Origin of the sequence: Bradyrhizobium sp. BR13661, assembly GCF_029892425.1 — a bacterium.
Lineage (GTDB): Bacteria > Pseudomonadota > Alphaproteobacteria > Rhizobiales > Xanthobacteraceae > Bradyrhizobium.
Window position 1 is genome coordinate 44582 of record NZ_JARXWB010000033.1, and the last position, 20494, is coordinate 65075.

21 protein-coding genes are annotated in these 20494 nt (G+C 63.7%); 16 read left to right on the top strand and 5 right to left on the bottom strand.

Going from position 1 to position 20494, the window contains the following annotated elements; all coding sequences use genetic code 11:
- The first annotated feature begins 7 nt into the window (after window positions 1-7).
- From M2427_RS35185 to M2427_RS35220, 8 genes are all read left to right on the top strand, one after another.
- Complete coding sequence (locus tag M2427_RS35185; RefSeq protein WP_280711400.1) at window positions 8-892, top strand: intradiol ring-cleavage dioxygenase; 885 nt, start codon at window positions 8-10, stop codon at window positions 890-892.
- A gap of 63 nt (window positions 893-955) precedes the next feature.
- Window positions 956-2347: an FAD-linked oxidase C-terminal domain-containing protein gene (locus M2427_RS35190; RefSeq protein WP_280711401.1), complete on the top strand. Its 1392-nt coding sequence runs from the start codon at window positions 956-958 to the stop codon at window positions 2345-2347.
- On the top strand, window positions 2344-3870 hold the full coding sequence (locus M2427_RS35195) for a sugar ABC transporter ATP-binding protein (protein ID WP_280711402.1): 1527 nt from the start codon (window positions 2344-2346) through the stop codon (window positions 3868-3870). The genes M2427_RS35190 and M2427_RS35195 overlap by 4 nt, the downstream gene beginning before the upstream one ends.
- Entirely contained in the window at window positions 3863-4813 is a 951-nt protein-coding gene (locus tag M2427_RS35200) for an ABC transporter permease (protein WP_280711403.1), read from the top strand. The genes M2427_RS35195 and M2427_RS35200 overlap by 8 nt, the downstream gene beginning before the upstream one ends.
- Complete coding sequence (locus tag M2427_RS35205; protein WP_280711404.1) at window positions 4810-5787, top strand: ABC transporter permease; 978 nt, start codon at window positions 4810-4812, stop codon at window positions 5785-5787. The genes M2427_RS35200 and M2427_RS35205 overlap by 4 nt, the downstream gene beginning before the upstream one ends.
- 43 nt (window positions 5788-5830) lie before the next feature.
- A complete protein-coding gene (locus tag M2427_RS35210; protein WP_280711405.1) occupies window positions 5831-6805 on the top strand; it encodes a sugar ABC transporter substrate-binding protein in 975 nt (324 codons plus the stop codon).
- Window positions 6806-6878: 73 nt separating this feature from the next.
- Window positions 6879-7166: a YciI family protein gene (locus M2427_RS35215; protein ID WP_280711406.1), complete on the top strand. Its 288-nt coding sequence runs from the start codon at window positions 6879-6881 to the stop codon at window positions 7164-7166.
- A 798-nt stretch (window positions 7167-7964) separates the two neighbouring features.
- On the top strand, window positions 7965-8456 hold the full coding sequence (locus M2427_RS35220; protein WP_280711407.1) for an arsinothricin resistance N-acetyltransferase ArsN1 family B: 492 nt from the start codon (window positions 7965-7967) through the stop codon (window positions 8454-8456).
- Window positions 8457-8793: 337 nt separating this feature from the next.
- Here M2427_RS35220 and M2427_RS35225 read toward each other — a convergent pair whose 3' ends face one another.
- From M2427_RS35225 to M2427_RS35240, 4 genes are all read right to left on the bottom strand, one after another.
- Complete coding sequence (locus M2427_RS35225) at window positions 8794-9114, bottom strand: PilZ domain-containing protein (RefSeq protein WP_280711441.1); 321 nt, start codon at window positions 9112-9114, stop codon at window positions 8794-8796.
- A 149-nt stretch (window positions 9115-9263) separates the two neighbouring features.
- The gene (locus M2427_RS35230; RefSeq protein WP_280711408.1) at window positions 9264-10394 is read right to left on the bottom strand and encodes a sterol desaturase family protein; all 1131 of its coding nucleotides are present in this window, start codon (window positions 10392-10394) and stop codon (window positions 9264-9266) included.
- 328 nt (window positions 10395-10722) lie between these two features.
- Window positions 10723-11115 (bottom strand): NUDIX hydrolase, encoded by a 393-nt coding sequence (locus M2427_RS35235; protein ID WP_280711409.1) that lies wholly within the window; start codon window positions 11113-11115, stop codon window positions 10723-10725.
- Between the two features lie 157 nt (window positions 11116-11272).
- Window positions 11273-12373, bottom strand: a complete 1101-nt coding sequence (locus M2427_RS35240) for an AI-2E family transporter (RefSeq protein WP_280711410.1) — start codon at window positions 12371-12373, stop codon at window positions 11273-11275.
- A gap of 216 nt (window positions 12374-12589) precedes the next feature.
- Here M2427_RS35240 and M2427_RS35245 point away from each other — a divergent pair, with 216 nt between their 5' ends.
- The 3 genes from M2427_RS35245 (at window position 12590) to M2427_RS35255 (ending at window position 15405) form a co-directional block, all read left to right on the top strand.
- On the top strand, window positions 12590-12817 hold the full coding sequence (locus M2427_RS35245) for a hypothetical protein (protein WP_280711411.1): 228 nt from the start codon (window positions 12590-12592) through the stop codon (window positions 12815-12817).
- A 122-nt stretch (window positions 12818-12939) separates the two neighbouring features.
- Window positions 12940-14988 (top strand): acetoacetate--CoA ligase, encoded by a 2049-nt coding sequence (locus M2427_RS35250; protein WP_280711412.1) that lies wholly within the window; start codon window positions 12940-12942, stop codon window positions 14986-14988.
- 114 nt (window positions 14989-15102) lie between these two features.
- Window positions 15103-15405: a hypothetical protein gene (locus tag M2427_RS35255; protein WP_200493911.1), complete on the top strand. Its 303-nt coding sequence runs from the start codon at window positions 15103-15105 to the stop codon at window positions 15403-15405.
- Between the two features lie 6 nt (window positions 15406-15411).
- Here the strand turns inward: M2427_RS35255 and M2427_RS35260 are convergent, their stop codons facing one another.
- On the bottom strand, window positions 15412-15651 hold the full coding sequence (locus tag M2427_RS35260; protein ID WP_280711413.1) for a hypothetical protein: 240 nt from the start codon (window positions 15649-15651) through the stop codon (window positions 15412-15414).
- A gap of 489 nt (window positions 15652-16140) precedes the next feature.
- On the opposite strand from M2427_RS35260, the gene M2427_RS35265 reads away from it, so the two are divergent.
- The 5 genes from M2427_RS35265 (at window position 16141) to M2427_RS35285 (ending at window position 20466) form a co-directional block, all read left to right on the top strand.
- On the top strand, window positions 16141-16728 hold the full coding sequence (locus M2427_RS35265; RefSeq protein WP_280711414.1) for a formyltransferase family protein: 588 nt from the start codon (window positions 16141-16143) through the stop codon (window positions 16726-16728).
- Window positions 16729-16928: 200 nt separating this feature from the next.
- The gene (locus tag M2427_RS35270) at window positions 16929-17279 is read left to right on the top strand and encodes a hypothetical protein (RefSeq protein ID WP_280711415.1); all 351 of its coding nucleotides are present in this window, start codon (window positions 16929-16931) and stop codon (window positions 17277-17279) included.
- Window positions 17224-17772 (top strand): hypothetical protein, encoded by a 549-nt coding sequence (locus M2427_RS35275; RefSeq protein WP_280711416.1) that lies wholly within the window; start codon window positions 17224-17226, stop codon window positions 17770-17772. Before M2427_RS35270 ends, M2427_RS35275 begins: the two co-directional genes overlap by 56 nt.
- 180 nt (window positions 17773-17952) lie before the next feature.
- The gene (locus M2427_RS35280; RefSeq protein ID WP_280711417.1) at window positions 17953-18828 is read left to right on the top strand and encodes a DMT family transporter; all 876 of its coding nucleotides are present in this window, start codon (window positions 17953-17955) and stop codon (window positions 18826-18828) included.
- Between the two features lie 213 nt (window positions 18829-19041).
- Window positions 19042-20466 (top strand): caspase family protein, encoded by a 1425-nt coding sequence (locus M2427_RS35285; protein ID WP_280711418.1) that lies wholly within the window; start codon window positions 19042-19044, stop codon window positions 20464-20466.
- Window positions 20467-20494 lie beyond the last annotated feature (28 nt).

The window sequence follows — 20494 nt, forward strand, 5'->3', positions numbered from 1 at the left end:
GGCGAATATGCGTAATTTCAGCGAGACCAACATCACCGACGCCGTGCTCGAGCGCACCGCGGGCGCGACCGATCCCCGTATCAAGCAGGTCAGCGAGGCGCTCGTGCGTCATCTCCACGCCTTCGTGCGCGAGATCAGGCCGACGCAGAAGGAATGGGAGTTCGGCATCGACTTCCTGACCCGAACCGGCCACATGTGCGACGACAAGCGGCAGGAGTTCATCCTGCTGTCGGATGCGCTCGGCGTCTCCATGCTGGTCGATGCGATCAACCATCCGGTGCCTGAGGGCGCGACCGAGACGACCGTGCTTGGCCCGTTCTTCGTCAAGGCCGCGCCCGAGAAGCAGAACGGCGACAATATTTCGGGGACCATGGAAGGCGATCCCATGATCGTCACCGGCTCGGTGGCGACCGTCGACGGCAAGCCGCTCGCCGGTGCCGTGGTGGATGTCTGGCACTCCGACAATGACGGCTATTACGACGTGCAACAGCTCGACGAGATCGGCGATCTCGCGATGCGCGCCCGCTTCCACACCGACGCCAATGGCCGCTTCCATTTCTGGTCGATCAAGCCGGCGGCCTATCCGATCCCGCATGACGGCCCGGTCGGCGAGATGCTGGAGGCGCAGGGCCGCCATCCCTGGCGTCCGGCGCATGTGCACTTCATGATCTCGGCGTCGGGCTTCGAGCAACTGGTGACGCATGTGTTCGTCGCCGGCGACAAATACCTCGACTCTGACGTGGTGTTCGGCGTCAAGGACAGTCTGATCCACGACTTCGTGCACTGCCCGCCGGGCCGTGCGCCTGACGGTCGCATGGTCGCTTCAGCCTACTATCACCTCAACTATGATTTCGGCCTGAAGCAGGCCGCAAGCAACGCGCAAGCGGCGTAGGCCAAACGTCGAATCGACGGACTGACAACACTCCGCGACAAGGGACGACGACGGGGAGAAACGATGGGACCGCGGGTCAACAGTGCCGCATTGGCTGAACGCCTCGAAGGCGTGATCGGTCCGCGCGCGACCGTCGCGCGCGGCGTGCTCGACCAGCATGGCCAGAGCGAATCCTACTACCGCGCCCTGCCCCCTGACATCGTCGTCTTCCCGGAGACGACCCAAGAGGTCGCCGAGATCGTCAAGCTCTGCGCCGGCGCTGATATGCCGATCGTCCCGTTCGGCGCCGGCACTTCGCTCGAGGGCAATGCGTCGGCGGTCGCAGGCGGCGTCTGCATCGACTTCGCGCGGATGAACAAGGTGCTTGCTGTCCACGACAGCGACATGAATGTCGTGGTCCAGCCCGGCATCACCCGCAAGCAGCTCAACGCGGAGCTGCGCGGCACCGGCTTGTTCTTTCCGATCGATCCCGGCGCCGATGCCTCGATCGGCGGCATGACGTCCACGCGCGCCTCCGGCACCATGGCGGTGCGCTACGGCACCATGAAGGACAATGTCATGGCGCTGGAGGTCGTGCTGGCGGACGGACGGGTGATCCGCACCTCCCGGCGCGCCCGCAAATCCGCGGCCGGCTACGATCTGACGCGGCTGTTCGTCGGCGCCGAAGGCACGCTCGGAATCATCACCGAGATCACGCTGAAACTGCACCCGCTGCCGCAGGCGATCTCGGCGGCGGTCTGCAGCTTCGATACCCTGCACAACGCCGTCGATACCGCGATCGGCATCATCCAGGCGGCCATTCCGGTCGCGCGCGTCGAGCTGCTCGACGACGTCATGATGCGCGGTATCAATGCTTACGCCAAGCTCGGCTATCGCGAGGCACCGACGCTGTTCTTCGAATTCCACGGCTCGGAGAGCGCGGTGGCCGAACAGGCCGAGCTGGCGCAGGCCATCGCGGCCGACCATGGCGGGCGCGGCTTCGAATGGGCCAAGGCACCGGAGGATCGCAGCCGGCTCTGGCACGCCCGCGACAACACACTCTATGCCGGCCTCGGCTTGCGCCCCGGCGCGCGCGCCGTCATCACCGACGTCTGCGTGCCGATCTCGCGGCTCGCGGAATGCCTGACCGACACCCGCAAGGATGCCGACGCGCACGGCTTCACCGCGCCGATCGTCGGCCATGTCGGCGATGGCAATTTCCACATGCTGATCCTGGTCGACCCCGCAAAGCCGGAGGAAATCGACGGCGCCAAGGCGCTGCAGGCCCGCATGGTCGCCCGCGCCATCGCCATGGACGGCACCTGCACCGGCGAGCATGGCATCGGGCTCGGCAAGATTGACTATCTCACCGATGAGCTCGGCGAGGCCGTGGACGTCATGCGGTCGATCAAGACCGCGCTCGATCCCCATGGATTGATGAATCCCGGCAAGATCTTCGCGGGAGCGCGGCCATGAACGCCCATGTGAACGTGCCCGGCGAGACCTCGGCGGTGCCGCTGCTTCAACTGCGCGGCATCAGCAAGGAATTTCCCGGCGTCAAGGCGCTGGATGACGTGTCCTTTGCGCTCTACCCTGGCGAAGTGCACATGCTGTTGGGTGAGAACGGCGCGGGCAAATCCAGCCTGATGAAGGTGCTGTGCGGAGCCTACAGGGCCGATTCCGGCGAGTTCTTTTACAAAGGCGAGAAGGTCACGATTGCTTCGACGGCGGACGCCCAGAAGCTCGGCATTGCCGTGATCTTCCAGGAATTCTCACTCGTCCCCTACCTCGACATTGCGAAAAACATCTTCCTCGGCCGCGAGCCGAAGGGCCGCATCCCCGGCACCATCGACCGCCGCAAGATCCTGGCCGATGCCAAGCGCCTGCTCGACACGATCGGCTTCGACATCGATCCGTCCATCATCGTCAACACGCTCGGCGTCGCCCAGCAGCAGATGGTCGAGATCGCCAAGGCCATCAGCCAGAATGCACGTATCCTGGTCATGGACGAACCGACCGCGGCGCTCTCCGATCGCGAGACAGAGCTGCTGTTCGCGCTGATCGCAAGGCTGAAGGCCGACGGCGTTTCCATCGTCTACATCTCGCATCGCATGGCCGAAGTGTTCGCGCTCGGCGACCGCATCACGGTCCTGCGCGACGGCCGCCGTATCGACGGCGTCAAGCCGGCCGACGTCACGCCCGACCAGCTCGTGCGCATGATGGTCGGCCGCACCGTCGATATGACCTATCCGCGCAATTTTGCCGACAAGCCCGGCGAGGTGCTGCTTCAGGTCAAGAACCTCACCGCACCGAGCGGCATCTCCGACATCAACATCGAGGTCCGCCGCGGCGAGATCGTCGGCCTCTGCGGCCTGGTCGGATCCGGCCGCACCGAAGTTGCGCGCGCGATCTTCGGCGCTGATCCCGTCGCCTCCGGCGAGATCGTGTTCGACGGCAAGCCGATCTCCGGCGAGCCCGATGTCGCCGCCCGCCGCGGCATCGCGCTGATCCCGGAAAGCCGCAAGAGCGAGGGCCTCGCCCTGCTCCGTTCGGTCGGCGACAATCTCGTGGTCTCGGCGCTGCGTAAACTTTTCCCGAGCGGGCTGTTCGATCCGCGCAGCGGCCAGCGCACCGCCGACGGCCTGATCCGGCAGCTCCGTATTGCGACGCCAAGCGCGCGCCAGACTGTCGGCCTGCTGTCGGGTGGCAACCAGCAGAAGGTCGTGATCGGCAAATGGCTGGCTGCCGGCGCAAAGCTGTTCATCTTCGACGAGCCGACCCGCGGCATCGATGTCGGCGCCAAATCCGAGATCTTCGCGCTGATCGACCGGCTGGTCGCCGAAGGTGCGGCGGCGCTGATGATCTCGTCGGAGCAGGTCGAAATCTGCCACGTCTGCGACCGCGCCTATGTGATGCGCGAGGGCCGCGTCGCCGGACATCTGACGCGCAGCGAGCTGACCGAGGAGAACATCGTGCGATTGGGGATGCATCATGCGTGAAGCCGCGGTCGTATCGCAACCGAACCCGCTCCAGCGTATTCCCGGCGTCGCCATCGTGCTCGGCGCACTCATCGTTTTGTTCGGTGCCATTGCGCCCGGCTTCCTCACCCCGGCCAATCTCTCCAACGTGCTGGTGCAGTCCACCATCCTGACCATGCTGGCGCTGCCGATGACGCTGATCATCATGACCGAGGGGCTCGACCTCTCGATGGGTGCGGTGCTGACACTGACCTCGCTCTGCGTCGCCATCGTCTCGCTCGCGACCAAGTCGATGCTGCTCGGCCTCGGCGCCGGCGTGCTGGTCGGCGCGGCCTTCGGCACCGTCAACGGCTGGCTGGTCGCAATCCTGGGCATTCCGCCCTTCGTGGCGACGCTTGGCACTCTCGGCATGGCGCAGGGCCTGTCGCTTATCGTCTCCGACGGCCAGAGCGTGGTCGGCATCCCCCACAGCGTCCGCGACATCTATTCGGCAACGCTGGCTGGCATTCCCGTGCCGATCGTGCTGGCGCTCGTGACTTACGCCGCCTTTCACGGCCTGCTCTATCACACCCGCTTCGGCAGCTACGTGTTCGCGCTCGGCGGCAACCGCGAGGCACTCCGCTATGCCGGCCTCTCGCCAAACAAGCTGCTGATCGCGGTCTACGCGCTGGGCGGCACCATGGCCGGCATCGCCGGCCTCTTGATGACCGCACGCATGAATTCGGGACACCCGACCGCCGGCCTCGGGCTCGAATTCGATGCGATCGCGGCCGTCGCGGTCGGCGGCACCTCGTTCGAGCGCGGCAATGGCTGGCTGCTCGGCACGCTGCTTGGCGTCATCGCCGTCGGCGTGCTGCGCAACGGGCTGAACCTGATCTCGCTGCCCTCCTCGGTACAGGTTGCAAGCGTCGGCGTCCTCGTCATCGTCGCGCTGTTCCTCGATGGCCTGCGGAGCCGGTCATGACCGATATCGCCAAGGAAGCCCTGTCGCCGCCACGTTCGTTCCTGTCGCAGGACACGATCCAATTGTTCTACCGGCTGCTCGCCGTGTTCCTGATCTGCGCCGTTCTGGCGGTGCTCAACGATTCCTTCCTCAGCCTCGGCAATATCCTCAACGTGCTGCGCCAGGCGAGCCTCACCTTCTTCATCGCCTCCGGCCTGACGCTGGTGGTGCTCACCGCCGGCCTCGATCTGTCGGTCGGCGCCAATGTCGCGCTGTCGGCGTGCGTCGCCGGCACCGTGATCCACACCACGGGATCGGCAACGCTTGGAATCCTGACCGGGCTTGCCTGTGGCGGCATCGTTGGCCTCCTGAACGGCATCATGGTGACGGCGCTGCGCATCCCCTCCTTCATTGCCACCTACGGCATGCTCTGGGTGCTGAACGGGCTCACTTACTGGTACATGGCGGGCGAGACCCTGCACGGCTTCCCGGCCGGCTTCCGCCAGATCGGCAGCGGCTATCTGTTCGGCCTGCCGATCCCGATCTATCTGCTGCTGGTGTTCCTCGGCATCGGAACGCTGTTTGCCCAGCGTACGATCTGGGGCCAGGAGATCTACGCGATCGGCGCCAATCCCGTGGCCGCCCGCCTCTCCGGCATTCCCGTCACGCGCCGGCTCCTGCTGGTCTACGCGGTGTCAGGCACGATGGCGGGGCTCGCCTCGATCATCTTCCTGTCGCGCCTCAATTCGGCCGAAGCCGACATCGGTGAGAGCCTGACGCTGCCCGCGATCGCGGCCGTGCTGATCGGCGGCACCTCCTTGTTCGGCGGCGTCGGCACCGTGTTCGGCACCTTCATCGGCGCGCTGATCCTGACGCTGGTGCTGAACGGCATGAACCTCTTGTCGGTCAGCGCCAATTGGCAGCCGCTGGTCACCGGCATCATCGTCATTCTTGCGGTCTGGCTCGACATGAAGACCCGCCGCCGCGCGCAATGAGTTCTCAAGCAATCTAACTAGCAAAACGAGGGATGGAGACGACATGAAACAGAGACTGGGCTATCTCGCACTGCCGCTGGTGATGGCGGCCGCGTTCACCACGCAGGCGCGCGCCGACGGCGAGACCATCGCCGTGTTCACCAAGAACCAGACCAACCCGTTCTTCCAGACGGTGCGGGTCGGTGCCGACAACATGGCGAAGACGCTGAACGCCAAGACGCTGCAGTACATTCCGACCAAGCCGGACTCGATCCCCGAGCAGCTCAGCCAGATCGAGGACGTCGTGGTGAAGAAGCCGAGCGCGATCGTCTTCACGCCCGTCGACTACAAGGCCATGGTGCCTGGTGTCGAGAAGATCAACGACGCCAAGATCCCCGTCGTCAACATCACCGACCGCTCCGCCGGCGGCAAATTCCTCTCCTTCGTCGGCGCCGACGATTACAGCCTCGGGCTCGAGACCGCGCGCTTCCTGCTCAAGACGCTCGGCGGCAAGGGCAACATCGTCATCATCGAGGGCGTCAAGGGTTCGCTGACCAATGTCGACCGCGTCCGCGGCTTCAACGACGCGCTGAAGGAAAATCCCGGTGCCAAGCTGCTGGCGTCGCAGCCCGGCAACTACCAGCGGCTGCAAGCGCTCCAGGTGATGGAAAACCTGATGCAGTCGAATTCGCAGATCGACGGCGTGCTCGCCGCCAACGACGCTATGGCGGTCGGCGCGATCGAGGCGCTCGACGGTGCCAACCGCAAGGCGCAGGTGATCGGCATCAACGGCACCAAGGAAGCGATCGACGCGATCAAATCAGGCAAGCTGCTGGCGAGCGGCGACTACAACGGCTTCTACCAGGGCTGCCTCGGCACCATGATGGCGATCCGCGCCCTGCGCGAACAGCCTGTCATCAGTGAGATCGTGCTGAAGCCGACCGTCATCACCAAGGACAATTACCAGCCGTTCGATCAACCGCTCGAGCAGCGCACCTGCCCGACCTTCGAGGAAGCCAGCAAGCTCAGCGCGAAGTAAGCCTGTTCAGATCCAACACGGACGGCCGCCAGTGCGGCCGTCCCAAGAACGCAAGCCAAGAAACGGAGACATCATGCTGTTCGCCATCCACGCCATCGACCGCAGCGGTGCATTGCCGACGCGCCTTGCCAATTACGATGCCCACAAGGCGTTTCTCGGCGACACCTCGCGCTTCGGCGTCAAGATCGTGATGTCGGGGCCGCTCGTCGCCGACGACGGCGCCACCATGATCGGCAGCCTGTTCCTGATCGAGGCCCCTGGCCGTGCCGAAGTCGAAGCCTTCAACCGCGCCGATCCGTTCGCGGCCGCCGGCATCTGGGAGAAGGTCACGATCACGGGGTTTCTGCGCCGGCAGGGCTAAAGGGTGGCGCGTTGGAGTTTTGGGGTTGCACTTGTTGAATCACCGGTCGACTGATGGCCGGTCGCCCACGGACAGCGGCCCAAATGCGGACCTTCCCTGGGGTCGCAGATCGGCCAAGTAGGCGACATCGCCGGAACGAGCCTGTTATAGTACGCCAACCGACCCTGGCGTTTTGAGCGATTGATATGGAGACCGTACGCGATATCTTTTACGTTGGCGTGATATCGGCCTTCCTGACTTCCTTGCTCACCGGCTCCTACTTTTCGGTTCGCGCCAGCCTTAATCGTCGTCGTCCCTCGCGGCGCAGCTTCGTTCAGGCGAACCCTCTCAATGCGCTGCTCTTTGCAGATGAACTGTTACCGGAAGGTCTGAAGTATAGAGCTAAGGCATTCCGAGCATTCCTAGTTACATTCATTTCGATCGTTGTTTCGCTTCTTTTCAGATAATCGAATTATGCCGCGCTGGTACCATCTTCTAGTCCTTCGTACCGCGAACCTAATTAGCGTGGCCTTGTTGCTCTTAGCCGCCATCATCGCTCTTTGCGTTGCCGCGGACTGGATTGGTCACCTTGGATGGGGCTATCCCTGGTACGTGCTCCCATTTCTTATCGCCTATGCCGTCGGTGCCTTCGCACTTCATCGCGGCGCGGCGAATTAGAACACTTACTAAATCAACTTAGGTAACTGAAATTACGCAAATTACGGTACACCCAACTGGCCGTTCCGCTTCTAGCCCGGTCACCGAAATTCTGGCGGAATAGGCAATTCTGCGCCATCTTCGCGGCGAAGGAGAGGCTCCGTGGCAATCGAAATCAGATCCGCGACCACCGGCGATGCCGGAGCGATCCAGCGCATCTATGCGCCGTTCGTGCTGGCGACGGCGATTTCATTCGAGGACCAGCCGCCGTCAATCGACGAGATAGCTGGACGGATCGTATCGATCTTAAAGACGCATCTTTGGCTCGTCGCAGTCGATGGAGGAGAAGTCTGCGGCTATGTCTACGCAAGCGCGCATCGCGAGCGTGCAGCCTATCGCTACTCCGCCGACACCACGGTTTACATCTCGCCCGAGGCACAGCGACGCGGTGTTGGCCATGCGCTCTACGCCGAACTGCTGCCGCGGCTCAAGCAACGCAACATACACATGGCATTTGCCGGCATCGCGCTGCCAAATCCAGGAAGTGTCGCGCTCCACGAGTCAGTAGGCTTCACGCCGGTCGGCATCTATAGCGAGGTCGGTTTCAAATTAGGCCGCTGGCACGATGTCGGGTGGTGGCAGCGCATGCTTTGATGTGAGGTCCGCCTTGGAGCCACTGCCGGCCTTCAGGATTTGGCTATTATCCGTGCCTCGTGAGACCAAGCCTGATCTTGCACGGGTCTAAATCCAATGCTTCCCAAAACTTGGCGACCCCATCGTTTCCTGCGTGCACGGTCAAGAAGGAAACCTTATCTTCTGCTTCCAACATCAGGGCGCTCGCTATGGTGCGGGCAATTTCGCGCCGTCCGAATCGACGGTGCACGTAAAGTCGGCGCATCCGCCAGGCGGGATGCACGGTCATCGCTGGTTCGTCCGTAGTTGCCCCAATCCCAGCCAATTGGCCATTCATGCGACCAGCCGGGAGCTACCCCTACGAGACCAGCGTCTCGCCGCGGCGTGCTCTCTTGGCGGCTCTGCCGCGATTGATGAACTGGACGCCTACGAACTCGCCATTGATCCAGGCGAGCTCGCAGTGCCGGTAGGCCAACCCGATCGGTGACAACACCAGGAAGAATTCTCTCTGGCCGATATCGGTCACCGTACCGTCGATCACCAGCTTGGCCCCCATTTCAGAGATATCGTAGATCTTGCAGGGGCGCTGCCAGGTGCCGTCGATCGCCATCACGCGAGCTTCGATCGGTCGCTCGAACGCGACACGCCGATCGTTGCGTTGGTCTCCCTCGCCCACCAACCCCCCCCGCTGATGAATCCCCAGGCAGCCGCTCCAATTAGAGCAAAAACCTTGATCTTCGGTGAACGGCGGGCCTGCGCGTCGCATGACCGGTGCCAGTGAGCAAACACGCTGCGACTCTCATGCCGGCAACAGCGGAACACGCCGCTTCATGGGTCCCGATGTTCGAGGAATTCCTTCACCGGCCCGACGAAGGGGTGCAGGAATTGGCCGAACATGCCGCCGGGGATCGGCTTCACCGTACCGTAGTTGACCGGCCAGCGGTCTTTGGGCAGGTGCCAGGTTCTGCCGAGCATATCGAACAGCGGCGTGTGTGCTGCGTAGTTCTTGTCGATGGCCTCGGCGTCCGAGGCGTGGTGCCAGTGGTGAAATTGCGGCGTGACGATCACGTAGCGCAGCCAGCCGACGTCCATCTTGATGTTTGAATGGATCAGCACCGATTGCACGGAGATGAAAATGAGATAGGCGAAGATCGTGTCTTGCGGGAATCCGAGCAGGAAGATCGGCACCAGCACCAGGGCGCGCGTTGCCAATGGCTCGAAGAAATGGAGGCGCGATCCCGAGAGCCAGTCCATGTGTTCGGGCGAATGATGGACCGCATGGATTCGCCACAACCACGGCACCTCGTGATAGGCACGGTGGGAGACGTATTCGACGGCATCGGCCGCCAGGATCATCAGCACGAAGCGGACGATCGCCGGCAGCGCCACGACATGCGCTTGCAGTGACGGGCTGATCGCCCAGGCGAAATAGTCATGGGCAAAATGTGTCGAGACCACCAGGAAGATGCCGATCAGCAGGTGGTTGACGCCGAAATAGGCGAGATCGAGTCTCCAGCCGGGGCTGAGCGGCCCTTGCTCCGGCCGCACCCGCGGGAAGACCCACTCGAGCAGCACGAAGGCTGCGCCGGTGAAGAAGAGATCGAGCACCAGCCAATCGAGGCCGAGATAGACGCGCGGCTGGAGAAATTCCGGAGTCGGCACATAGGGCCCGCCAAGCAGCGTGGCGAGGAAAAGCGCGCTGAGGCCGATCGTAGCGGGCACCCGTGGGCCGCCAAGCACGATCCCGATGACGCCGAGCCAGGCACCGACGACCATGGCGATCGCGAGGGTGAGGCGGAGCAGCTCGACGTCGTAATGGACGCGCAGCTCAGGCGTCGTGAGAAAGGCGGGGTAGCGCAGGCATAGCACCGCAGCGACGCTGAGCACGCCGATCGCGGCGCAGAGAGAGCTGCCGATGCGCCCTTCGCCGATGCGCGGCCTCGAACTTTCTTGAGCCATCAATGGTCTCCCAACGAAGTTTCTCAAGCGCGTCAGCATAGGCGCGCGTTTCTCAGATCCAGCGGCCAGGGTACGTAGATGGCCGAAAAGAGTTAAAATTGCCAGAAGTCACAAGTCCGCTTTGGGTCAAAGCAGACGAAACAGGATCGGACGGCGGCCGGGCTCATAACGAAAAACCCCGGTGCGTGGGGCACCGGGGCGTTTCAAACAAAATGGATTGGTAAGGCAATGACGCCTCTATAGCAGTGAACCGGGCTGGCGCTTGTGAACTGGTTCACACTTGCGACGTGGTGACCGGACCATTTGTCGCGCCCGGAGCGACCCGAGCTCAGCTCCGCCGCGACTTCCGCGGAAACAGGCGATCGCGGATGTAGCGCGAGGTCGCGGTCAGGCGGATCCCGCGCGGCTTCTGCCAGGCGGCGCGGTCGAGCTCCTTCTTGTCGCCGATCGCAAGCCGGCCCTTGGCGTTCTTGGCGATGAAGATCGCATCGCTCATCTTGCGGCCCGAACGCTTGTTCTTGGCCGTCACTTCCTTCCAGAGGCTGATCCGGCCGAGCTTCAACTTCGGCAGCTCTTCCTTGATCTCACGCCGGAGGCAGGCCTTGTCGGATTCACGCGCGCGCTTGCGGCCGCCCGGGAACATCCAAAGGCCGTCCGACCGTCGCCTGACCAACAGAACCTTGCCGCGCCTGGCGGCAACCAGCTTGGAAGACTTCGCCATACCTGTCGCAAACCGAGAAAAGAATCTGACACCATCGTAACTTGTCTATTTCATTAGACAAGTTCGATGGCCGTTCCGGTTGCCCCGGCCTGCCGCACTTGTCCACATCCTGCGAGGGTGCGGCCAATCTCGCAAGGCGTCTCGGGCGCGTGCCGCGCTAGGTGACCTCGTCCGCTGCTGGCGCCGTCGGTGGCGGCTTCGCCGCCTCGCTCCCGATCCAGGCCGCTGCCATCTCCCACGCCACCGACAGGATGATCGGCCCGATGAACAGGCCGACAATGCCGTGGGCGAGCGTGCCGCCGATCACGCCGACGAAGATGACGATGGTCGGCGTGTTGAGACCGCGTCCCATGACGAGTGGCTTCAGCATGGTGTCGATGAAGCCGACGACGACGAAGAACACGGTGAGCACCAGGGCCGTGGTGACGTCCTTGGCGGTCCAGATCCAGATGATGACAGGCAGCAGCACGAAGAAGGCGCCGATCTGCACGATCGACAGCAGGAGCACGATGAAGGCCAAGAGGCCGGCGCTCGGCACGGCCGCCAGCTTGAAGCCGATGCCGGCAAGCAATGCCTGCACGATGGCGACGCCGATCACGCCTTGCGCGACCGCGCGGATGGTGGCGCCGCCAAGCGTGAGAAAATGCTCGCCCTGCTCAGGCACGATGCGCGACAGGAAGCCGCGCCCGGCTGCAACCAGCCGGGGCCCGTGTGGAAAAAGGAAGCCGGCCACAAACACCGAGACCAGGAATTGCAGCGTGCCGAGGCTGGCATCGCCAGCCAGCGACAATAGCGGTCCTGCCAGCGGCTGAAGATAGGGCGCGACCTCGCGCAGCACCGCGCGGATGTTGGTGTAGGCCTGGTCCCATAGATCGAACAGCGTCGGGCCGATCAGCGGCCATGACTTGATCGATTCCGGGGCGGACTGAAGCGCGAGGTCACCGGTGCCAAGCTGATGTGCCAGCTCCCGCCCCCCGTCCACGGCGCTCACGCCGAGCCAGGTTGCGGGGCCGAGGACGATGCCGAGCGTGATCAGGGTCAGGATGGCGGCTGCGGTCTTGGGCCGGCCGCCAAGGATCCTGGCGACCCAGCTGAAGGCCGGATAGAACGCGACCGCGAGCACGAAGCTCCAGGCCAGGATCGGTATAAAGGGCCGGATGATCAGGAATGTCCAGATGATCAGCAGCGCCAACAGGCCGAGCCGGATCACGAACTGGATGACATCCTCGCCCGTCAGGAGCTGACGCAGACTTTTCACAGGTACGGCTTTCCTTGCGGCATCAACGCGGGTTCTAGCACTTGCGCGGGCCAAGGGTTATTGCGAGCCCCGGGCCGGGCGTCAAGACGAGCGGGGCCGCGACGTGCGCCGGGATTGCCTAACGGCGATTAACCGGATTTCAGCGGACCAGTTTACGCCGATGCAAAGGCTCGCACCTAGGCTTTGTCCAAGGTCCCCAAAAACACTTGCGGTACAATGGCCAACAGCATCTGGACGATCGAAGAATTCACCTGCCCGGGTTGCAGCATGAACTACACCGCGACTCGCGAGGAGCACGCCGAGCCGCATTCAGGCCAGTTCAAATGCAGCATTTGCAGTGGCGTGGTGCACAGCTGGTCCGGCAAGCATCACTTCTTCAACTGGCAGGCCGTGAAGACCAGGCCGCCGGTGTTCGGACGGCGCTGGACCGGGGTGCGGTACTAGGCTGAACGCGCTCTTCGCCCGTCATTGCGCGCGCAGACGCAAATCGGCCTGCGCGAATAACGGCTTCTGCCAGGCCACGGTCCGGGCTAGTTTCCCCTCCCCGTAACCGAATCCGACGCGCAATGACCGCTCCCTTCGTTCCGCAGATCGCCCTCTACCGCAACTGGCTCACCGAGCAGCGCGGCCTCTCCTTCGCCGACTACGAGGACATGCGGCAATGGTCGGTGCGCGATCTCGATGCGTTCTGGCGCAGCATCTGGGACTATTACGATCTGCAGTCACCGACGCCGTTTGCGGCCGTCATCACCGAGCGCAAGATGCCCGGCGCGGTGTGGTTTCCCGGCGCGCAGGTGAATTACGCGCGGCAGGTGTTCCGGCATGTGGACGCGGCGCACTCCGCCGGCCTGCCCGCGATCGTCTCGGGTGGAGAGGACGGTGAGCTGACGGAGACCAGCTGGCCGGAGCTGCGGCGCAAGGCGGCCGCACTCGCGCTGCATCTGAAGGACAAGGGCATCAAACCCGGCGACCGCGTCGCGGCATATCTCCCCAACATTCCCGAGACCATCATCTGTTTTCTGGCCAGCGCCAGCATCGGCGCGATCTGGAGCGTCTGCGCGCCCGATATGGCTGCGCCCGCGGTGATCGACCGCTTCAAGCAGATCGAGCCAAAAGTGCTGATCGCCTGCGATGCCGTCACCTATGCCGGGCGCAGGCATGACCGAAGGGAAGTCGTCGCAGAGCTGCGACGATCACTGCCATCAGTCGAGCACGTCATCCTGCACAGCGAGGCAACGGCGCTCGCGGCTCCGGAGGCCCTGCTCTCCGACATCACCGCGACAACGAGCGCCGCGATCGATACATTCGAGCCGATGTGGCTGCCGTTCGATCATCCGCTCTGGATCGTCTATTCCAGCGGCACCACGGGCCTGCCGAAGCCGATCGTGCATGGCCATGGCGGCATCGTCATCGTCGTGCTTGCGCTGCTCGGCCTGCACAACGACATCGGCTGCTCCTATCACCAAAACTCGTTCGGCGAGCGCTATCACTGGTATTCGTCGACCGGCTGGATCATGTGGAACAGCCAGGTCGGCGGCCTCTTGAGCGGCACGACCTGCTGCATTTTCGACGGCAGCCCGGGCGGCACCAAGGACAAGCCCGACTGGTCCACGCTGTGGCGCTTCGTGGCGCAATCGAAATCCACCTTCTTCGGCGCGGGCGCGGCGTTCTTCGCCAATTGCGCCAAGGCCGAGATTGATCTTTCGGCCGCCGGCGATCTGTCGCGGCTGCGCTGCCTCGGCTCGACCGGCTCGCCTCTCAGCGCCGACACGCAAGCTCATTTCAACGCGCGCTTCGCGGCGCTGTCGAAAGCCAACGGCAGCAAGGCGCAAGCCGACATCTGGTGGGCGAACATCTCCGGCGGCACCGATTTCGCCGGCGCCTTCATCGGGGGTAACAGGGAATTGCCGCAGACGCCGGGCGCGATGCAGTGCCGCCTGTTGGGCGCTGCCGTGGAGGCCTTCAGCGAGCAGGGCCACGCCGTGATCGACGAAGTCGGCGAGCTCGTCTGCACCGAGCCGATGCCGTCGATGCCGCTCTATTTCTGGAACGACAAGGGCAACGCGCGTTATCTGGCGAGCTATTTCGAGACCTATCCCGATAATTTCGACGGCAGCGGCCGCGGACCGGTGTGGCGGCACGGCGACTGGCTCAAAGTCAACCTCGACGGCTCATGCGTGATCTACGGCCGCAGCGATGCGACCATCAACCGGCACGGCCTGCGCATGGGCACGAGCGAGCTCTATTCCGCGATCGAGGCGCTGCCGGAGGTGCTCGACAGCCTCGTCGTCGACCTCGAATATCTCGGCCGCGACAGCTACATGCCGCTGTTCGTGGTGCTGCGCGAAGGTGTTGCCTTCGACGGTGCGATGCGGGCCAAGATCAACAAGGCGATCGAGGCAGGCCTCTCCCGCCGCTTCCTGCCGAACGAGATCTTTGCGGTCGCCGAGATCCCGCGCACGCTATCGGGCAAGAAGCAGGAGCTGCCGATCAAGAAGCTGCTGCTCGGCCAGCCCGTTGAGAAAGTCATCAACAAGGAGGCGATGGCCAACCCGGCCTGCCTCGACTGGTATCTCGCCTTTGCGCGCGACTATCTGGCGCGAACGGCGGCATGATCCCGGGCCGATCGGCCCAATTGCGGCTTCGGCATTTGCACTAAGTTCACCGATCGCCGGTAGACGGGTCAGGTTCCCTTGCCAACGAACAGCAAGCCATATCGAACAGCAGCCATGGCCGACCTCAACGCCGTCCTTTCCAGGCTCAACGACCGCCTGCTCCGCCTCGAGGGCGAGCTGTTTGTGCTGCGCTCGCTGGCGCGCGCGACGCTGACGGCGGGCGACGACCACGCGGCCCGGATGCGCAAGCTGGTGGAGGCGGCAAAAGTCGCGCTCGATGATGAGGCCAAACGCGAGCTCGACAAGCCGACGCGCAAATATGTCGATGCGGCAACCGCACTGGTGGAGGAATTGCTGGTCGAGCCGACACCGGCACGGCCGCTGTTCACCGTGATCGATGGCGGACGGCGCGACTGAGCCCTCTCAGCGGAGCCGGGTTGCGCCAGGCTCTGGCGCATCGGCCGCCAGCCGGGTCAGTCCGGCCTCGATGATCGCGATTTCCTCGTCGATCTTGCCGATCGGCAGGCTGAAATCAAATCCGCGCGATGACCTGCTCTTCAGATCGACCGCAAGCCGCTGCCTGTGCATCATCAGTTCGTCGAGACCACGGCGGTTCTTCAGCCGCACATAGGTGTCCACGATCTGCGCGATTGCGTTCGACATCATATCTGTCCCGGCAAAAATGCCCGCGCGACGCACCCACGCCGGCAGGACATTCTTGGTGTCGCGGTACGCAATACAAATCCGCGACGGATTCGTCGATACGGCAGCGAGGTTGAGAACGCGTTACCGTTTGATGATTTCACGACGGCGCCAATAAAAAAGCCGCTGGCGATATCGCCAGCGGCCCAAGCCGGGTTCGAAAACGGATCCGGAATGAAATTTGTCCAGCCCCGGTTGGGCACGTTCTACGGCACATGCCGGATTCCTTCCGTTAAAAATGAAGCAGAGGAACCGCTGCATCGATCATTTGCTGGCGACCGTGGCCACACGGCAACGCTTGGCCCGTGACGCAGACAGATTTGAGCGGCCGTTTGCGACAGGCGTTGCATGCGCATTGTTGATAACCGGCTTAAGCGCCGCGCGGGTGGTGACAGGGCGGCCTGACGTGTTATCGGGGGATGACGCAGCTGCGAGACGGATCGGACACCCATGCGCATTACCCTCGTCGGCTCCCGCCATTTCGGCGTGACCACCCTGAACATGCTCCGCGAACACGGCGTCGGGGTCGTACGGGTCGTGGTGGCCGATGCGGAGGACCGCCTGGCCGCGACCGCCAAGGCCGCCGGCATCGAGGTGGCGGTGCAGGCCAATCCCAAGCTGGTGGTTGCCGCCGAAATCGCCCCCGACACCGATCTGATCATCACCGCCCACAGCCATGCCCGGATCGGCAAGGACGCGCTGGCCGCCGCCAGGCTCGGCGGGATCGGCTATCACCCCTCGCTGCTGCCGCGCCATCGCGGCAAGGCCGCGGTGGAATGGACCATCAAGGAAGGCGATCCGATCGCCGGCGGCACGATCTATCACCTCGCCGACCGCATGGACGCCGGCGCCATTGCCGCCCAGGACTGGTGCTTCGTGAAAAAGGGCGAGACCGCCCGCGAACTCTGGGAGCGGGCACTGGCCCCGCTCGGCCTCAAGCTGCTGGCCGACGTGATCGACTACGCCAAGGTCCACAAGGCACTGCCGGCGAAGCCGCAGGACGAACAGTTCGCGACCTCGGCGCCGAGTCTGTCCTAGGACGGCCTCTCCCTGAGTCGCCTCCTCATGTTAACGATTAACGTGAGGGCGCCTTGATTCTGCTTCAAAAATTGGAGCCAAAAGCGCAAATAAACCATTGTTTCCACAGGAACAATTTTCGACTTTGCGTCGCACCAAATTTCCGTCACATTTGGGTCGAATAAGCGTCAGCATATCAGACACATTCAAGGACGGAATTCATGCGTTTTGGTCGCATCGCGGCGTTCTGTGCCGCTTCAGTTTCTTTTGCCACCCTCGCCGCCCCCGCGGTCGCCCAGACCCCTTATGACGGCAATTGGCAGGTCACCATCGTGACCAAGACCGGCTCGTGCGAGCCGACCGCAAGCTCCATGCTGACGGTTGCCGACGGCAAGATCACCGCGCCCGGCGCTAACGTTTCCGGCACCATCGGCAGCGGGGGTCTTGTTAAAGTTTCGATCAATGGTGCATATGCCAACGGTCAACTCAGCGGCAACGCCGGATCGGGGAAGTGGAATGGAGCATCTGCAGGCATACCGTGCAGCGGGCGGTGGGAAGCATCGCGCCAATAAGCTATTCGGGACTAACGTTCTCAACCGGCGGCTGCTCATGGCGGCCGCCGTTTTGTTGGTGGCAGCGGTTGTCACCAGCACGGAGAGCAAGGCCCAGGCCGGCCCGTTCGCGCCGCTGGCTGGCACCTGGAGCGGCGGCGGAACCGTCACCCTCGAAGACGGTTCGACCGAGCGGATCCGCTGCAAGGCCAAATACGCCCCGATCGGCCCGACCATGGAGATGTCGCTGACCTGCGCCAGCGATGCCTACAAGTTCAACCTCGGCGCCAATGTGAAGGCCGAGGGCAGCGCCATCTCGGGCAGCTGGTCCGAGACGAGCCGCAATATCAGCGGTTCCCTTCAGGGGCGCGGCGGCGGTGGAAACTTCGAAGTGGTCGCCTCGGCCGCCGGGTTCAATGCCAATATCGGACTGAGAACGAGCGGCAGCAAACAGAGCGTCACGATCCGCGCCGACAGCCAGTTCCGCGGCGCCAACATCTCGCTGTCGAAGTAACACGACGGCACCGTGACGGGATCATCGACCCGGCGACCTCGTCGGGTCGATTTTTTTATGCGTTCGGAACGAACGCCGTGCCCCCACATCGCTGCATCGGCAGATTCGGCCGTTGCAAACGGCCGCGATGTCACCGATACCGGCCATCCCCTCGGAATTTCACCCCTTCATCGCGCTGCCATGACCACGACACCGTCCAAAACCAAGGCCGCACTGTGGATGGCGGGATGGCTGTCACTGACGCTGGTGATGGCGGTCGCGGGACGCGAGGCCGTGCATGAGATGAACGTCTTCCAGGTGATGGAAGTGCGCTCGCTGCTTGGCCTTTGCCTGCTCTATCCGATGATCCTGCGCGCCGGCGGCTTCGGCATGCTCAAGACGACGCGCCTGCCCCAGCACGTCGCGCGCAATCTGATCCACTACATCGCCCAGCTCGGCTGGTTCTTCGCGCTGACGCTGATCCCGATCGGCCAGGTGGTGGCGATCGAGTTCACGATGCCGATCTGGACGGCGATCCTCGCGGCCAGCTTCCTGTCCGAGCGCATGACGCCGTGGAAGATCGCCGCCATCGTGCTCGGCCTTGTCGGCGTGATCGTCATCGTCCGGCCTGCGACCGGCGAGATCAATCCGGGCCAGCTGATCGCGCTCGGCGCCGCCATGGGCTTTGGCGTGTCCATGGCCCTGGTCAAATCGCTGACCCGCACCGAAAGCGCGCTCTCGATCCTGTTCTGGATGATCGTGGTGCAATCGGTGGCAGGCTTCGTACCGACGTTGTTCGTCTGGACCTGGCCGTCGGCCTATGTCTGGGCCTGGGTGGGCGTCATCGCGGTCTGCGGCACTTTTTCGCACTACTGCCTTGCCAGTGCGATGCGCTACGCCGACGCCACGATCGTCGTTCCCATGGACTTCCTGCGGGTTCCCCTCACCGCAACCGCCGGCTGGCTGCTCTATTCCGAGCGGCTCGACGCCTGGACCGTGCTCGGCGCGGCCCTGATCCTGGTCGGCAATCTCCTAAATTTGAAGCCGGCCGCACCAGTTCCCGCCCGCGCACAATGAACCGCCACGCGGCTCAAGGCGACACATCAGCGTGGTCGAGCGTGATTTGGATCACGTTGGAGGGGCATTCCTTCGTGCACGCACTCGATCACAAGGCAATGGGTTGGGTCAGTCGGGTGACCAGTCGTTTTGCTAGCGCGAGGCCGGGTGCTTTCGTGTAGGTTCGACGCCAATCTGTTGCTGCCCGTCATTCGATTCTGTTGGGGATTTCAGATGCGCACTCTCACCATCATCGCTTCGCTGATGTGCATGGCGCTGTCGATCGGCGCCGCGAAGGCCGACCGCCGCGTCGCCTTTGTCGTCGGCAATGGCGCCTACAAGAACGTCGCCCAATTGCCGAACCCGCCGATCGACGCCAAGGCGATGGCATCGACGCTGCGCAATGTCGGCTTCGAGGTGATCGAAGGATCGAACCTCTCGCGCGACCAGATGACCGAAAAGCTCCTCGATTTCGGCCGCAAGGCACAGGGCTCCGACATCGCAGTGTTCTATTATGCCGGCCACGGCATTGCCGTCGGCGGCACCAACTACCTCCTGCCCGTCGATGCCGACATCAAGTCGGAGATGGACGTCAAGCTCGGCGCTGCGATCAACATCGACCTCACGCTTGACCAGACCATGGGCGATGCCAAGGTGAAACTGGTGTTCCTCGATGCCTGCCGCGACAACCCGTTCGCCGCCAAGATCAAGTCGAATTCGGCCACCCGTAGCGTCAATGTCGGCAGCGGGCTTGCCGAGATGAAGTCCGGCGAAGGCACGCTGATCGCATTCGCCACGGGCCCCGGCCAGACCGCGCTCGACGGCCAGGAGGGCAACAACAGCCCGTTCACCCGCGCGCTGATCGACAACATCACCAAGCCCGGCGTCGAGATCCAGCAGGCGATGACCTCGGTGCGCGCCCAGGTCAATGAAGAGACCCACAAGGGACAGCTGCCCTGGGGCCATACCAATCTGATCGGCGCCGTCTACCTCAATCAGGCGCCGACGACACAGGTCGCCAACGCGGCGCCGACCGCCTCGAGCAGCACGCCGGCAGTTGCGGCCAGCAGCAGCAGCAGTTCCGACGGTGTCGAGCTCGAATACTGGCGCTCGGTGAAGGAAACCAACAAGCCCGAAGAGCTCAACGCCTATCTCTCCGCCTATCCGAACGGCCAGTTCAAGGCGCTGGCGCTGGCGCGGCTCGCCGCGATCCAGAATGGCCCGTCGACCACCACGCGTAACCTCAACGCCGGCGTTGATCCGGCGACCTTCACCGATGAGGCCACCCAGCTCACCGAGGACCAGATCGGCCTCGACAAGGGCCAGCGCCGCGACGTGCAGCGCCGCCTCTCCGGCCTCGGCTTCGACACCAAGGTCACGGGCGTGTTCAACGACGAGACCCGCGCGGTGCTCAAGCGCTGGCAGGCCGCCCGCGGCTATCCGTCGACGGGCTTCCTCAACAAGCTCCAGCACAAGGCCATGCTCTCCGAGATCATTGCCTCGACCACGACTGCGAGCGACGACAGCCCGAAACCGGCCCGTCGCGCGGCGCCTGTTCAGAGCGCGCCCGCGCCCCGCCACAGCGGTGGTGGCGATGCCGGTGCGGCCTTCGTGGGCGGTGTCGTCGGCGGCATGATGGGCGGCATGTTCCGCCACTGAGGTTCGCCTAACCCAAAACATGAAAGCC

Coding starts and splice junctions, on each gene's coding strand:
- M2427_RS35265 (WP_280711414.1), top strand. CDS start 16,141: ATGCGCATTACCCTCGTCGGCTCCCGCCATTTCGGCGTGACCACCCTG.
- M2427_RS35270 (WP_280711415.1), top strand. CDS start 16,929: ATGCGTTTTGGTCGCATCGCGGCGTTCTGTGCCGCTTCAGTTTCTTTT.
- M2427_RS35230 (WP_280711408.1), bottom strand. CDS start 10,394: ATGGCTCAAGAAAGTTCGAGGCCGCGCATCGGCGAAGGGCGCATCGGC.
- M2427_RS35210 (WP_280711405.1), top strand. CDS start 5,831: ATGAAACAGAGACTGGGCTATCTCGCACTGCCGCTGGTGATGGCGGCC.
- M2427_RS35280 (WP_280711417.1), top strand. CDS start 17,953: ATGACCACGACACCGTCCAAAACCAAGGCCGCACTGTGGATGGCGGGA.
- M2427_RS35245 (WP_280711411.1), top strand. CDS start 12,590: ATGGCCAACAGCATCTGGACGATCGAAGAATTCACCTGCCCGGGTTGC.
- M2427_RS35195 (WP_280711402.1), top strand. CDS start 2,344: ATGAACGCCCATGTGAACGTGCCCGGCGAGACCTCGGCGGTGCCGCTG.
- M2427_RS35260 (WP_280711413.1), bottom strand. CDS start 15,651: ATGTCGAACGCAATCGCGCAGATCGTGGACACCTATGTGCGGCTGAAG.
- M2427_RS35285 (WP_280711418.1), top strand. CDS start 19,042: ATGCGCACTCTCACCATCATCGCTTCGCTGATGTGCATGGCGCTGTCG.
- M2427_RS35215 (WP_280711406.1), top strand. CDS start 6,879: ATGCTGTTCGCCATCCACGCCATCGACCGCAGCGGTGCATTGCCGACG.
- M2427_RS35190 (WP_280711401.1), top strand. CDS start 956: ATGGGACCGCGGGTCAACAGTGCCGCATTGGCTGAACGCCTCGAAGGC.
- M2427_RS35200 (WP_280711403.1), top strand. CDS start 3,863: ATGCGTGAAGCCGCGGTCGTATCGCAACCGAACCCGCTCCAGCGTATT.
- M2427_RS35205 (WP_280711404.1), top strand. CDS start 4,810: ATGACCGATATCGCCAAGGAAGCCCTGTCGCCGCCACGTTCGTTCCTG.
- M2427_RS35235 (WP_280711409.1), bottom strand. CDS start 11,115: ATGGCGAAGTCTTCCAAGCTGGTTGCCGCCAGGCGCGGCAAGGTTCTG.
- M2427_RS35275 (WP_280711416.1), top strand. CDS start 17,224: ATGGAGCATCTGCAGGCATACCGTGCAGCGGGCGGTGGGAAGCATCGC.
- M2427_RS35250 (WP_280711412.1), top strand. CDS start 12,940: ATGACCGCTCCCTTCGTTCCGCAGATCGCCCTCTACCGCAACTGGCTC.
- M2427_RS35255 (WP_200493911.1), top strand. CDS start 15,103: ATGGCCGACCTCAACGCCGTCCTTTCCAGGCTCAACGACCGCCTGCTC.
- M2427_RS35185 (WP_280711400.1), top strand. CDS start 8: ATGCGTAATTTCAGCGAGACCAACATCACCGACGCCGTGCTCGAGCGC.